The sequence below is a fragment of the Hanstruepera ponticola genome, assembly GCF_012931685.1.
GTDB lineage: Bacteria > Bacteroidota > Bacteroidia > Flavobacteriales > Flavobacteriaceae > Hanstruepera > Hanstruepera ponticola.
Genome location: NZ_JABANC010000010.1, coordinates 1 through 14,650 on the forward strand (window position 1 = coordinate 1; position 14,650 = coordinate 14,650).

A 14,650-nucleotide genomic window follows, 5' to 3' on the forward strand; every position below is an offset into this window, starting at 1 on the left:
TTAATGGTAATACAGCTACTTGTAGTGCTACAGTGACTGTAGAAGACAATGTGGCTCCTGATGTTGTTACACAGGATATTACCATTCAACTAGATGACCAAGGTAATGCGACTATTGAAGCGCTTGAAGTGGATGGTGGATCTACAGATGCTTGTGGTATTGATTCTTATTCGGTATCACCTAGCAGTTTTGATTGTTCTAATATTGGTGATAATACCGTAACATTAACGGTTATAGATATTTATGGTAATTCGGCTAGTAATACAGCTGTTGTAACTGTTGAGGATATGGTAAACCCAATTGCGGTTTGTAATGATATTACAATCTATTTAGATCCTGATGGTACTTATACCCTATCTCAATCGGACATTGATACCATTGCAGATGGTAGTACCGATAACTGTGATAATGACTTAACGTACAGTGTGTCTCCTAGCTCATTTACTTGTGCTGAAGAGGGTGACAATACTGTAACGCTTACCGTAACTGATGATTATGGTAATAGCGCTACGTGTACAGCTGTCGTTACCGTTGATGGTAGCTTCCCAGAAGTCACTATTTCACAAAGTGAACTTCCAGAGTTTTGCCAAGGTGCTGTAGTAGTCTTAACGGCTAACAGTGATGAGGCTGTAGAATACTTATGGAACTCCGGTGAAGAAACGGCTTCTATTGAAGTGGCTGGTAATGGTATTTATGGTGTGCTGGTCACATCGGCTACTAACTGTACAGCTTATACCGAGTTTGAAGTAACTGGGTTTGATGCTGGTTCACTTACTGCCGCATACACCATACTAGCTGAAGAGGACGTATTCCTGCATGGTAACAACCTGGTACAATCTGGAGCAGTAGGTGCTATGAATCCAAATATTGGAAACATCAAGTTACACCAAGCAACTACGGTGGTTGATTTTGCACAAGCGGTAAGTCTAGATCTTAACCAAGGTAGTGTGGTTACGGGTGGCTGGAATCCAGTCGCTGCGAATCCAACAATTCCAGCCTTTGTTTTCAATACGCTTTCCAATAACAGTAGTCCAGATGTTACAGTAAATAACAACCAAACACAAACCCTTAATGGAAGTGTGTATGATGTCATTACTGTTAAACAAAACGCAACGGTGATATTCAGTCAGTCTAATGTTTACATTAATGAATTAAAAACCTTTGATGGCGCTTCGATTGAATTTGAAAACTGTGCTAACGTCTTTATAAACGATAAGTTTATGTTGGCTCAAAATGGTACTATTAATGACGATGACCCGAACAAGGTGGTCTTCTATGTCAATGAGGATGTACAGATTGAAAAAGAGTCTAATGTACGCGCTAGTATTCATGCTTATTATCATGAGTTACTGGTAAAAGGTAACCAGAATGGCGCGCCTACTTATATGACTGGACTCTTTATTGCTAACCGTGTGCATGGTAACAAAAACGTCATCTGGAATGCCGATGATTTATGTGATCCGTGTCCTATTGACCAACCTGTTTCTGGTGGTACAGACGTAAGCGATAACAATGACTTAAGAATGGGTATTGATATGGAGGTTGTGGCTTGGCCTAACCCTTCTAATTCAAACTTTAACTTGAGATTGAAAACGGCTATCAGTACAGAAAATGTTACTGTTGAAGTCTTCGATATGAACAACAGACTGGTACATAAAGGTGACTTTAAATTTGATGGTACTCACATTTTCGGTGATAAACTCGATGGTGGTGTCTATATTGTCAAAGTGACCCAAAGTGGTATCCAAAAGTCTGTAAGACTTGTGAGATACTAATGTGCTTAACTAGTTTTAGTGATTAAACATAAAAAACCCTCCTATTTGGAGGGTTTTTTTTATGTATTCACACAACATCAATCCAAACTTTGTAAAGCTAGAAAGGGTACCCCAATATTATAAGCCACTTTTTCAATTTTCTGTGAAGTAAAAAGTCTATCGAAAAAATCCACATTTCTATTAATCATAGTAAACATATCAATATTATGTGTCTTAATGTAATTTTGAATAGTATATAAAAAATCAGCATGTTTTTCTTCTACAAAGACATGAGAAATATTAGCAAATGCTTTAGCCAAATGAGTTTTAACTTTACTTGATTTATCTGTTAAAGCGTTATTTTCACTCATATGCAATATGTCAAGCTGAAAATCGTAATGCTCTGCTAAATCAATTAAAATCTTTAATTCAGATTTGTCATATTCATTTTGATAAGTTGTGGTAAATAAAATTTTATGCACAGGCTTAAATACATAATTACTTGGTATAGCCAAAACTGGTATTTTTGAATTTCTAATTACGTGCAACGTATTACTTCCAATAATCTTCTTTAAACTGTTAGTCGCGCCTTTAGTTCCCATGACAATTAGCTCTACATCATTTTTTTCAACGCATTGGTTAATGGCTTCAAGAAAATTATCATAATCAATTATTGGTACTAGTTCATGTAGAATATTGTTAAAACTATTACCCAAACGCTTAACCTCCTTTTCCAGTTTGATTTTTTCAGATTCTATTAATTGAGAGTATAAAGAGCTAGAAGGCTTCATATTCATCAAATCATCTGAAATAAAACTTGAGGCTTTTACAACATGTAATATGTAAAAAGTACAAGCTTCATACTGAAATAAATTCATAATATATTCAGCAGCATGTGTAGCATTATGAGAAAAATCTGTGGTAATAATTATGTTTTTCATGTTTAATAAATAAGTAATCTAAAATTAGTATAATAATGCTAAATATAAAATGATAAATATCATGCAGCTTTAAGACAGTAAATTTTTATTAGAATTATTAAAGAAACCTTTTGTATTTTCGGCACGATAAATGTAAAATACACGTTATCTAATAAATTCATATTTATGGCGCGATACTTCTTACTAACTACCTTTTTAGTTTTTTCTGTTTTAGGCTATTGTCAAAACAATGCTGTTTCGTCTAACGAAAAATTGACATTTACAGCTGCTTATAATATGTCTGGCTTGATGACAGATTTAGCTGAAGTAACCATGGAAACAAGCACTGTAAAAACATCTAACGCCACACTGTTAAAACTCAAATGTACGGCAACAACCTACAGTAAGTGGGATAATTTTTTTAAAATACGTGATTTATATGAAAGCTACGTTAATATGAATTCATTGACACCTTACCTACACAAAAGGGATATTAATGAAGGTGGCTATTATAAATTCATGCAATATAAGTTTAAACATAAATCCAACACCGTAGAAAGTACCAAGCGTAAAAAAGCTAAAACTGGTGATTTTTATGAGGAAAACAAAACACTGTCTATTGGAACATCTACAATTGATATAGTTACTACAATTTATAAAATAAGGAATTTAGATTTATCAAAGGCAACACCAAATAAGGTCTATAACTTTACTGTTTTATTTGACAACAAGGAGTTTAAAATATCAGTAATATATAAAGGTACCGAAACGATAAATACTAAAATTGGCAGTAAATCATGTCATAAATTAGCTGTTACCATAAGTAATAGCAATGTTTTAAGTGGCAGTAATAATAATTTAATTTGGTTAACAGCTGATGCTAACAAAATCCCAGTATATGCCAAATTTAAAATACCTGTGGGCAACGGTGAACTGAAAATAAAATCAGCTTCTGGACTAAAAAATTAAAAATCATGAGAAAATTATGCGTCATATTGGCTTTAATCGCTGCTATTCTAGCGGTTATACTTTCAGTATTACCTGTATCAAACTTTGCCTTTATACCAGCAATCGCTTCGCTTATTTTTGGACTCGTTGCCATGTATTTATCTAACAAACAAGAAAAACCTAAACACACTATAAAGCTCGCTTTTCTTTTAACTATTCTGGCTTTAGGATTAGCCACTTATAAAAGTATTTATAGTACATCAGAAGTTGGAGATACGGAAGAACTTGAACAAAAAGAAATCCAATCAGAAGAAGATGCCATTGAAGAGTTGAATGATTTGGATTTGGACGACATCGATTTAGAATAGCATTATTTAATACTTTTTAACATGGTTATTTAGCAATTTTTTGTTTTATTTGACTGATAATTAGCTATTAATCAATGAAGTCTTTATTAATTGTTTCTGCGCTTACGCTAGTAGGCTCCTGTGCCACCACACGATACAGTACCAAAATTGAAAACCTGAAAGAAGGTATACAATTAAGTGATAGTACGACAGTTATGACATACGCCAATACCATAACAGCTTCTGAATTAAAGTCGCAACTTTATGCTTTTTCTGCTGATGACTTTGAAGGACGAGAGACTGGAAAAGAAGGTCAAAAAAAAGCTGCTGAATTTTTAAAATTTTATTATACAGAACAAGGGATTCACTCTCCAATTAATGACACCATTTATTTTCAAAACATACCTGCCTCCTATCTTCCTGAAGGTACTGGTAGTTCCGAAAATGTTTTAGCATTTATCAAAGGTTCCGAAAAACCGGATGAAGTTATTATAATTTCTGCGCACTTGGATCATTTAGGTGTTGAGGACGGAAAAATTTATAACGGAGCTGATGATGATGGTTCAGGCACTACAGCCATAATGGAAATGGCGCAAGCATTTAAAATAGCAAGTGAAAATGGTCATAGACCTAAACGCAGTGTATTATTTTTACATCTTACTGCTGAAGAAATTGGTTTACAAGGTTCACAATACTATACAGAAAACCCCATTTTTAAATTAGAAAAAACCATGGCCAATTTAAATATTGATATGATTGGGCGAATTGATAATAAGCATAAAGATAATGGTAACTACCTCTATTTAATTGGCTCTGACAGAATAAGCAAGGAGTTACATTACATTTCCGAAAAAATTAATAATCGCTATTTCAATATCGATTTAGATTATACCTATAATGATGAGAACGATAGAAACAGGTACTATTACCGTTCAGATCACTATAATTTTGCTAAACAAAACATTCCAGTCATTTTTTATTTTAATGGTGAGCATGGTGACTATCACCAAGCTAGTGATACGCCCGATAAAATTGACTATGAATTATTAGAAAAAAGAACTCGGCTTATTTTTGCAACGGCCTGGCATTTAGCAAATCAAGAAACAACTTTAGTGCACAATATAAATTTATAAGTATTACACTTCAACACGTGTTAAAGTTTGTTAAAAAGCTAATTCCTATCGGCTTAATTACTGCACTTTTTTGTAATATCGCATCACAATTTACATATCTAACACAACGATAATTTTATGAGAAAATCATTTTTATTATTAAGCCTTGCTTTCATCATTTTTAGCTGTGGTTCTTCCAAAGAAACTGCTTCGACTAAAACCAAAGCACCTGCCAATCCTACTGATTATGCCAATACCATCACTTCTGATGAACTAAAAGAAATGTTATATATATATGCATCTGATGAGTTTGAAGGTAGAGAAACTGGTCAACCTGGTCAGAAAAAAGCTGTCAATTACCTAAAGCAACACTACATTGATATGGGCATTCCAGCTGCAAAATCTGATGGTGATTATTTTCAAAATGTCCCTTTGGAAGTCATGGAAGCTCCAAAAGTTGACTTAACCGTAAATGATGTTAAGTTTACCAATATTGATGATTATGTATCAGTTTCAACTGCCAAAAATGGTGGTCTAGAAACAAATGAAATTATTTTTGCTGGTTATGGTATTCAAGATGCTGCTTATTCTGATTATAAAGATTTAAATGTTAAAGGAAAAGTGGTATTGATTAAATCTGGCGAACCTAAAAATGATGATGGTAATTATGTGATTAGTGGTACAACTGAATCCTCAAAATGGTCAAATTTCAGACAGGAATTCGCTTCAAAACGTGATGTAGCTAAAGAACTTGGGGCTACTGCTGTTTTGTTTTACCATCCTGACGTTTATTCTATGGCAGCAAGTAGATTTGGCAGATCAAGCGGGCGTATGTCGCTTAAAGGAAATGCTGAAGACATGTACTACTTATTAATAAATACAGATTTAGCCAAAGCTATTTTAGAGGATATTGAAACGGCTTCTGAATCTCAAACCATTTCAAAATCTTTAAGTCTTCAATACTTAAATGCTTCAAATGAGTTTAATTCAGAAAACGTAGCAGCATTTATTAAAGGAACCGAAAAGCCAAATGAAGTTATTGTTATTTCTGCTCACTTGGATCATGAAGGCGTAAAAGATGGTGAGGTTTACAATGGGGCTGATGATGATGGCTCTGGAACTATTGCCATTATTGAAATTGCAGAAGCCTTCAAAACAGCTGCTGAAAAGGGTCACGGACCAAAACGCTCAATACTTTTTTTACATGTTACAGGTGAGGAAAAAGGTTTATTAGGTTCTAGATATTATACCGATATGGATCCTATTATTCCGTTAGAAAATACTGTTGCCGATTTAAATATTGATATGATTGGCCGTGTTGATCCTAAACACGAAGAGGCTGGTGACGATAATTACTTATATTTAATAGGAAGTGATAAATTAAGTACTGAACTGCATAATATTTCTGAAGAAATCAATAACAAGTATATCAATATGAATTTTGATTATACTTACAATGATGACAATGATCCTAATCGCTTTTATTACCGTTCGGATCATTATAATTTTGCTAAAAATAATATTCCTGTAATATTTTATTTCAACGGAACACATGCTGATTATCACAAGCCAAGTGACACGCCTGATAAAATTCGTTATGATTTATTAGAAAATAGAACACGCTTAATTTTCTATACAGCTTGGGAATTAGCAAACAGAGCTAATAGAATTGTAGTTGATAAAGCTACTGAATAACAATCAATTCTTTTATAAACAAAAGAAGCCTTTCAGAAATCTGAAAGGCTTTTATTTTGGGTGGAAGATCGGTCTCGAACCGACGACCTCCTGAACCACAATCAGGCGCTCTAACCAACTGAGCTACAACCACCATTTTAAATAGGACTGCAAATGTAATTTATTTCCTTTTTTTTACAAAGCGTTTTTAAAATATTATTTCAAATCAAAGAAACTATTCACAGCAGGATACCGCTCAACAGTAAAACCTTCACCGTGTTCCGTATTTATTAAACGTCCCAAATCTCTGGCTCTATATTCTATACTATCTGTAAAGTTCTTACTTGAAATAGGTGTTTCAGGTTCTTTACTATTCGCATCATAGAATTGTGTTTTATAAGCCAATACGGCATCAACTTTAGTCTGAATAAAACCAGTAACATCAACTACAATTTGTGGTTCTAAATTTTTCCATTGAATATAATGATAAACAGCTTTTGGACGCCACGGCTCTTGATAACCATCATAATCATCACATTTAGTATCTATCTTTAAAAGCCCACTTAAAAAACAGGCATCACTAACCAGTTTACTACCTTTTCCATGGTCAATATGTCTATCGTCAATAGCATTACACAATACAATTTCAGGTCGATATTTACGTATTATCTTTATCAGTTCAATTTTATGTGTCTTGTCATTTACAAAAAACCCATCAGCAAACTCCATATTATCCCTAACAGCGACACCTAGAATGTCAGCTGCTTTTTCTGATTCTCTATCTCTAGTTTCTGCTGTGCCTCGTGTTCCCAATTCACCACGGGTTAAATCAACTATTCCAACTTTTTTACCATTGGCAACTTCTTTGGCTATTGTAGCACCACAACCTAACTCAACATCATCTGGATGTGCTCCAAAAGCTAATATGTCTAATTTCATGTTTTTTATTTATAATTGAACTCGTATCCGTTCTTTTGTTTTTTGTATGGCTTGTTCTATATCTGTTATCAAATCCTTTTTAGATTCAATACCAACTGAAAAGCGAATTAATTGGTCGCTAATACCTACTTTATCACGCTCCTCTTGAGACAACAATGCATGTGATGTAAGGTGAGGTGATAACACCGTGCTTTCAACACCAGCAAGGCTCATGGACGATTTTATTAATTTTAATTCTTTCTGAAACAACTTCGCATCTAAACCATCTTGTAATTCAAAAGAGAGCATCCCTCCAAATCCTTTCATTTGCTTTTTTGCCAATTCGTAATCTGGATGCGATTTCAAACCAGGATAATTAACCTTTTTCACATCAGGATGCTTCATCAAAAATTTGGCTAACCGTTTAGCATTTTTATTTTGCGCTTTTACACGTAAGCCAAGTGTTTTGATGCTTCGCTCTAACATCCAAACTGTCATATCGCTTAAGTTTCCACCAAAATTTTTTGCAACGTGCCAGATTTCGGCCATATGCTTTTCCGAACCCATCAAGGCTCCAGCTAGTATATCACTATGCCCTCCTAAATATTTGGTTGCTGAATGCATAACAATATCAATACCTAAAACTATAGGATTTTGATTTACCGGACTTGCAAACGTGTTATCAATGGTGGTAAGTATTCCGTTACCCTGTGCTAATCTAGCCACACCTTCAATATCAGTAATAGTCAGTAAAGGGTTTGATGGAGTTTCTATATGAATAAGCTTTGTATTCGGCTGAATAGCAGCTTCAAAATCCGAAATGCTATAACCATCAGTAAAAGTATATTCAATGCCAAACTTTGGAAATTCTTCACGTATAAAATTACTGGCTCCACCATATAGCGTGTTTTGAACAACCAAATGATCACCAGCTTTCAAGAAGGTTAAAAACATAGCACTAATGGCTGCCATACCAGAACCAAAAATCAAAGCTGATTCGGTATGTTCAAGTGCTGCTAATTTTTTTGCTAAAAATTCTTGGTTTGGGGTGTTAAAATATCGTGGGTAACGTTTGACATCAACATCATTAAATTCATATGAAGTAGCCATGTATATAGGTGATACAGCGCCTTTAAACTGAGTGTCCTTAACTTCTCCTACATGTGTGCAAACCGTGTTCAACCCGTATTTGTTCTTTGTCATACCTTTATGATAATTTGAGCTTCTAATTTACAAATAATGTTCTACACTTTTACCAACTTCCAAGCGCCTTTTTTGAACCATATAATTCCAATTACAGCGATTAAAACTTCGGCTAAAGTAATGGCCGAAAATACACCAATAGGTCCAAAATCTAAATAAATTGACATGATGTATGCAAATGGTAATTGAAATAACCAAAAGCAAACAAAATTTATGTAAGTTGGTGTCTTGGTATCTCCTGCGCCATTAAAGGCGTTTATAATAACCATACCATAACCATAAAAAATATAACCAGCTGCAATAACCCGCAAACATAAGCTACCATACTCAACCACATCTGGAGTGGTATTAAACAGTAGTATTATTTGAGGTGCAAAAACCAAGTAAGCAATGGAAACCAACCCCATAAACCAAGCGTTATATTTTCCTGTTTTCCAAACAGATTGTTCAGCCCTATCAGGTTTTTGTGCACCAAGGTTTTGACCAACAAGTGTCGCAGCTGCATTGCTCATTCCCCAAGCAGGCATAAGTGTGAACATCATTACCCGTATGGCTATGGTATAACCAGCCAAAACCTCACTACCAAACTCACTCATAATGCGCATAAGAAACACCCAACTGGATGTTCCTATCAGAAATTGCCCAATTCCACCTAATGAGACTTTTATCAGATTAAGCATGACCTCCATTTGTAACACCATGTCCTTGAGCTTGATTTTTATTTTACTATAGCCATAAAATAAAATACCTAATTGAAATAGAACAGCTGTCCCACGTCCAATTGTTGTGGCAATGGCAGCTCCTTCAACACCATAAGCGGGAACTGGTCCAAAACCAAAAATAAAAATTGGGTCTAGAATAATATTCAACCCGTTTGACAATACCAATGTCCACATAGCTACCGAAGCATTTCCAGCACCACGAAATATTGCATTGATTAAAAATAAAAGCATGATGGTGATGTTACCACCTATGAGAACCCTTGTATAACCATATCCTTCTTCAATTAAATCAGGCTCTGCTCCCATTAATGATAGCAACTCTTTTGGATATATAATACCAAATACACTAATAATTGAAGCCACCAATACACCTAAAATAATAACCTGAACTGCAGCTTTTGAGGCACCTGGTATATCCTTTTCCCCAACACGCCTGGCCACAACAGCCGTTGCTGCCATGCTCAAACCAATAGCTATGGCATAAACTAGTGTAATTACGGATTCGGTTAAACCAATAGTAGCTACAGCATTTACACTAACTTGTGAGACATACATAATATCTACAAGTGCGAAAATAGATTCCATGAGCATTTCAAGAATCATCGGTATTGAAAGCATAAATACCGCACGCCTGATACTTCCAGATGTAAACTCCTGCTCCTTTCCAGAAACAGCCATCTTAAAATATTGAAATAGTTTTTTTAAAGAAATGTTTTGTTGTTGCATTTTTGAAATTGTTTAATATAAAAAACATCAGGTAATTAAGAACTACCTGAAACTAAACGTCGTTAAGTTCACGACTCATCTAAATGGTTATATTAAACAATCATAGGCATACAAATATGGTAAATATATTGTAAAATTCAAAAAAGGTTATGAATTACATATTGTGCTGATTTATAGAATGTTATAAAATATAATTGGATTTTTTAGCTTTTTTTTGCTATCTTTACAGTTATGACTACAACAGACAAACAGGAAAATACCGTTTTTTTAAAAGAATCATTAAGTTATTTAGAAAATTTAGGTTACGACAATATCAAAGCTGATGTTGACGGTTACGAAACGCCAAAATCGTATCACAAAAAAGGTAGTGACGTTACGATCACACCAGACATTGTTGCCGAAAAAGCTGGCAGAAAACACTATTTTGAAATAAGCTTAAAATCAGAAGAGCCTATTCTTCTTAAGTCAAAATGGCGTTTTTTAGACGTACTGACCAGGATGAAAGATCACAAATTTAGAATCATAACACGTCGTGGACATTACAAGTTCACACAAGATATGTTAGATGATTTAAATTTGGATAAAAATCCAATAAAGCTATAATTATTCCGACCTAGATTTTAGTAATCTATTCTGTTCTTCCATTAATTCCGAAAGTCTTGACAAGAGTTCAATGTCCTTTGGGGTCGCTACCGTATGGTCTTTTGTGTCTTGGGCACGTTTTCGTAAACGATTCATGAATTTCACCACAACAAAAACGGTAAAACCAATGATTATAAAATCCAGCAGCACTTCACCAAATGCACCATAACCAATAGCAACCTCATTTGTTACAATGGCTCCTGAAGCATCTGTAACTGCATCTTTTAATATAATACGTCTATCTTGAAAATTAACGCCATCAGTAAGCAAAGACAGTGGTGGTAAGAAAACTTGTTTTACCAGTACATCAATCACTTTATTAAATGAGGCTCCTATTATAATACCAACAGCCATATCCATCATATTGCCTTTTACAGCAAACTCTTTGAACTCTTTGAAGATTTTCATGTGAACTAATTATGAAATATTATTTTTTGTAGAACTTAACATACTTTCTATACGCCAACACACCAATTACAGCAACTATTCCAAAGGCTATAGCGATAAACTTTAAACTCACTATTTGATCTCCGCTGGCATAAGAATGTAATCCAGCTAAATAGAAATTCACTCCAAAATAGGTCATCATAATACTAGAAAAGGCAATAATAGAAGCCAAATTAAAACCAAAACGACCACGTAACCCTGGAACCAAACGCATATGAATGACAAACGCATAAATCATAATACTGATTAAGGCCCAAGTCTCTTTTGGATCCCATCCCCAATAACGTCCCCAACTTTCGTTGGCCCACATTCCACCTAAAAAGTTTCCAATGGTCAGCATAACTAACCCAACAGTTAATGCCATTTCATTAATGATGGTAATCTCTTTAATTTTAGACAACAATCTATCTTTATTATTCTTGTTAGTAAAAATCATTAACAATAAGGCTACCAATCCTAGTATCATTCCCAACGTAAAAGGTCCATAACTCGCTACAATAACAGCAACATGAATCATAAGCCAATAACTATCTAGTACAGGCTGTAGATTTGCAATGGCAGGATCCATCCAGTTCCAATGCGCAACCATCAAAATCATTGACGTTACAAAAGCAGTTGAAGCAATGGTTAAATCACTCTTACGCCCAAAAGCAAGTCCAAAAAACATCGTAGCCCAAGCTACATAAATCATCGATTCATAAGCATCACTCCAAGGTGCATGGCCCGAAATATACCACCTGGCAATTAAACCTAAAGTATGCAAAGCAAACAGGGCATGAATAACATATTTAAAGTTTGTAAGCTTATCTACCAATTTACTTTTATCCTTGAAAATTTGAACAATCAATAACACAAATAAAATCGTTGCAGCATATAGATACCAGCTAAACAACTTTTTAAAAATATCGTATTTATTGTAGGCTATTTCTGTTTTTATTTTCTTTTCCGAAAGCATCACGTCGCTACCATACTTTCTTTGCGTTTTAGTAAAGGATTCTAAAATCTCATTAGCTTGAGAATAATCACCTGATTTTTTGGCATTATTCAATGTCATTAAATAGGCACTAAATCCATTATTGATAAAGTTCCCATAAAGTGAATCTTTTACTTGCTCTTTATACCCTTCTCGCCTATACTCTATCGACGAAATCCATTTGTTGTTTTCATCATCAGGTAGGGGGAAAATTCGCAGCGCATAACCATCTATAGTATTGTACAGCAAATTGACTCGTTGATCAGTTTCCTTAAATTCTTTTTGAAAGCCATTTGGGATTTGAGCCTTATAAGCTTCTTCAAGATAAGGAGCCAGTTTGTAATTACCTTCAGGCGTGAAAAAATCAACTAAAGCCATATATTTCTGATCCTTTTCTACACCTATTAACCTCCTGATAGAATCACCCTTTTGAGGTTTCAAATAAATGATTGGCACATTGTACCATAACAATGGGCTTTCCTGAATAGATAAAAACACCTGATTAGCATCAAATTCCTCATAAGTATCATGCTTACTCAATTTTCGTAACATTTCAGAAGCAAATGTATTGACAGGCATCATACGACCACTAACATCCTGTATAACCAAATGCCCAAATTTATCAGCATGATCTTTGGGTGTGATATTGGCTCTTAAAATAGAATCAATTTGTGCTTTTGAAGTTCTCCCGTGGTCATGACCATCATTTACACTATGCGTCTGTGAATATCCTTGAAGTCCCAAACACAGAAACAGTATAGCTGCAGCTTTGGTTTTTTTATTTTTAACCTTTTCAAGTAAACGCTTTAAGTCACCAAAACGCGAGTTTTTATCAAATAAAATAGCCATTAAACCAAGGTATAGTAAAAAGTACCCAATATAGGTTACCCAAGTACCTAACATATCATGATTAACCGATAGTTTCGTGCCCTTTTCATCAGGATCAAATCCAGATTGAAAAAAACGATACCCTCTGTGGTCTAAAATGTTATTCATAAAAATGCGATAATTAAAATCGCCCTGCTCCTCATCCAACACTGTTACCTCACTGGCAAATGCCGAATAACTATTTTCAGTACCAGGATATTTATCAGCAATAAAATCATTGAGCTTTATATTAAACGGTAATTCTAATATTTTAGAGCCGTATTTTACAGCAATATCCAATCCGCCAACTGATACCTCTTCAAATGGTTTACTATAGCCTTGGCCTCCTAATAATTTAATACGCTTTGTTTCACCTTTTGAAGTTACTTTTAAAACCAAACCATCTTCATCACCTCGTAATAACTGTGATTTTTTAACAATATCAAATTTTCCCTTTACAACGGGTTTTGGAAATACCATTTGCATATTACCAATGATGTAACGTGAACGCAGTACCAATGGTTGAATACTATCTTTGACCAATTTACCTGTATTGCCCGTAGCCATAGTCATATACTCACCCTCAAAAGGCGATTGTATGTTAAGCTCGCCATCACTATAAGTGATATTTACAGCACCATCCACCTCTTTATTTAATGAAAAAAGAATATTATGAATACTCTGAACTTCACCAGATTTTAAAAAATGATTGTGTGGCGCACCACCTCCTGCTTCAACAAGTTTAAGGTATTCTTCACCTTCGTCATCCGGCAAAATATCCTTTTCAGCTCCAGCAATAAATTTTTCTAATTCAAAAACCACAGGTTGATCATTATAGGTTTCTGTAATTTTAAAATCGTTATCCAATCTAGGCGAAAAGTCAACTTCCTCTTCAACAATTTTACGCTGTGGTAACCCATTTATCATATAATCACCATCAATGTAGGCTGTGATATACGTTTTTTGGGAAAGAAATACATTTTCAGTTTCACCTTCACGAATAGCCATCATCCCTTCAAACCCAATATAACGGGTAATACCTGCTCCAACAATTATGAGAATAAAGGATAAGTGTAGCGTTAGTGTCGCCCACTGCTCCTTTCGCCAAAGGCGATATTTTTTAATATTTCCTAAAAAGTTGATTACAAATAATAACATAATAGCTTCAAACCACCATGTATTATAAATCAAATTACGTGTATAAGGTGTTGGCGATGTCTCTTGTCCAGCATCCATAAATGTACCAATAGCCATAGCAGCAGCAAAAGCAATAAATAAAATGGATGTTAAACGGGTAGAAAATAGAATTTTGGAGAGTTTATTAAGCATAGTATGAGACTCTAAAATTGGGTCGTGCAAATTTAATGCTTTTTGTTTAGTTTTAAGTCATTGAAGCT

At 34.5% G+C, this 14,650-nt stretch carries 12 protein-coding genes and 1 tRNA gene; 6 read left to right on the forward strand and 7 right to left on the reverse strand.

Annotated features, from left to right (window positions below; genetic code table 11):
- A partial coding sequence (locus HGK31_RS14150; RefSeq protein WP_191860959.1) for a T9SS type A sorting domain-containing protein occupies nucleotides 1–1,775 on the forward strand: 1,775 nt, incomplete at its 5' end.
- Between the two features lie 77 nt (nucleotides 1,776–1,852).
- Here HGK31_RS14150 and HGK31_RS14155 read toward each other — a convergent pair.
- On the reverse strand, nucleotides 1,853–2,695 hold the full coding sequence (locus HGK31_RS14155; RefSeq protein ID WP_191860961.1) for a universal stress protein: 843 nt from the start codon (nucleotides 2,693–2,695) through the stop codon (nucleotides 1,853–1,855).
- Nucleotides 2,696–2,860: 165 nt separating this feature from the next.
- On the opposite strand from HGK31_RS14155, the gene HGK31_RS14160 reads away from it, so the two are divergent.
- The 4 genes from HGK31_RS14160 to HGK31_RS14175 all read left to right on the forward strand — a co-directional run bounded on the left by HGK31_RS14160 (nucleotide 2,861) and on the right by HGK31_RS14175 (nucleotide 6,776).
- Nucleotides 2,861–3,643, forward strand: a complete 783-nt coding sequence (locus tag HGK31_RS14160; protein ID WP_191860963.1) for a DUF3108 domain-containing protein — start codon at nucleotides 2,861–2,863, stop codon at nucleotides 3,641–3,643.
- 5 nt (nucleotides 3,644–3,648) lie between these two features.
- The gene (locus tag HGK31_RS14165; RefSeq protein ID WP_191860965.1) at nucleotides 3,649–3,990 is read left to right on the forward strand and encodes an FUSC family protein; all 342 of its coding nucleotides are present in this window, start codon (nucleotides 3,649–3,651) and stop codon (nucleotides 3,988–3,990) included.
- A 74-nt stretch (nucleotides 3,991–4,064) separates the two neighbouring features.
- The gene (locus HGK31_RS14170) at nucleotides 4,065–5,102 is read left to right on the forward strand and encodes a M28 family metallopeptidase (protein ID WP_191860967.1); all 1,038 of its coding nucleotides are present in this window, start codon (nucleotides 4,065–4,067) and stop codon (nucleotides 5,100–5,102) included.
- Nucleotides 5,103–5,219: 117 nt separating this feature from the next.
- Nucleotides 5,220–6,776: a M28 family peptidase gene (locus HGK31_RS14175; protein WP_191860969.1), complete on the forward strand. Its 1,557-nt coding sequence runs from the start codon at nucleotides 5,220–5,222 to the stop codon at nucleotides 6,774–6,776.
- Between the two features lie 58 nt (nucleotides 6,777–6,834).
- Here the strand turns inward: HGK31_RS14175 and HGK31_RS14180 are convergent.
- The 4 genes from HGK31_RS14180 to HGK31_RS14195 all read right to left on the reverse strand — a co-directional run bounded on the left by HGK31_RS14180 (nucleotide 6,835) and on the right by HGK31_RS14195 (nucleotide 10,324).
- Nucleotides 6,835–6,910 (reverse strand) — tRNA-His (locus HGK31_RS14180).
- A 61-nt stretch (nucleotides 6,911–6,971) separates the two neighbouring features.
- Nucleotides 6,972–7,694, reverse strand: coding sequence for a bacillithiol biosynthesis deacetylase BshB1 (bshB1, locus tag HGK31_RS14185; protein ID WP_191860971.1), 723 nt, complete (start codon nucleotides 7,692–7,694; stop codon nucleotides 6,972–6,974).
- A gap of 9 nt (nucleotides 7,695–7,703) precedes the next feature.
- Nucleotides 7,704–8,876: a trans-sulfuration enzyme family protein gene (locus HGK31_RS14190; RefSeq protein WP_191860974.1), complete on the reverse strand. Its 1,173-nt coding sequence runs from the start codon at nucleotides 8,874–8,876 to the stop codon at nucleotides 7,704–7,706.
- 41 nt (nucleotides 8,877–8,917) lie between these two features.
- Nucleotides 8,918–10,324 carry an MATE family efflux transporter gene (locus HGK31_RS14195; RefSeq protein ID WP_191860976.1) on the reverse strand — a complete coding sequence of 469 codons (1,407 nt, stop codon included), beginning with the start codon at nucleotides 10,322–10,324 and terminating at the stop codon, nucleotides 8,918–8,920.
- A 231-nt stretch (nucleotides 10,325–10,555) separates the two neighbouring features.
- On the opposite strand from HGK31_RS14195, the gene HGK31_RS14200 reads away from it, so the two are divergent.
- Complete coding sequence (locus HGK31_RS14200) at nucleotides 10,556–10,927, forward strand: hypothetical protein (protein ID WP_104733981.1); 372 nt, start codon at nucleotides 10,556–10,558, stop codon at nucleotides 10,925–10,927.
- On the opposite strand, the gene mscL is transcribed toward HGK31_RS14200, so the two are convergent.
- Nucleotides 10,928–11,374 carry a large conductance mechanosensitive channel protein MscL gene (gene mscL, locus HGK31_RS14205; RefSeq protein ID WP_104733982.1) on the reverse strand — a complete coding sequence of 149 codons (447 nt, stop codon included), beginning with the start codon at nucleotides 11,372–11,374 and terminating at the stop codon, nucleotides 10,928–10,930.
- A 19-nt stretch (nucleotides 11,375–11,393) separates the two neighbouring features.
- Nucleotides 11,394–14,582 carry a cytochrome c biogenesis protein CcsA gene (ccsA, locus tag HGK31_RS14210; RefSeq protein WP_191860978.1) on the reverse strand — a complete coding sequence of 1,063 codons (3,189 nt, stop codon included), beginning with the start codon at nucleotides 14,580–14,582 and terminating at the stop codon, nucleotides 11,394–11,396.
- Nucleotides 14,583–14,650 lie beyond the last annotated feature (68 nt).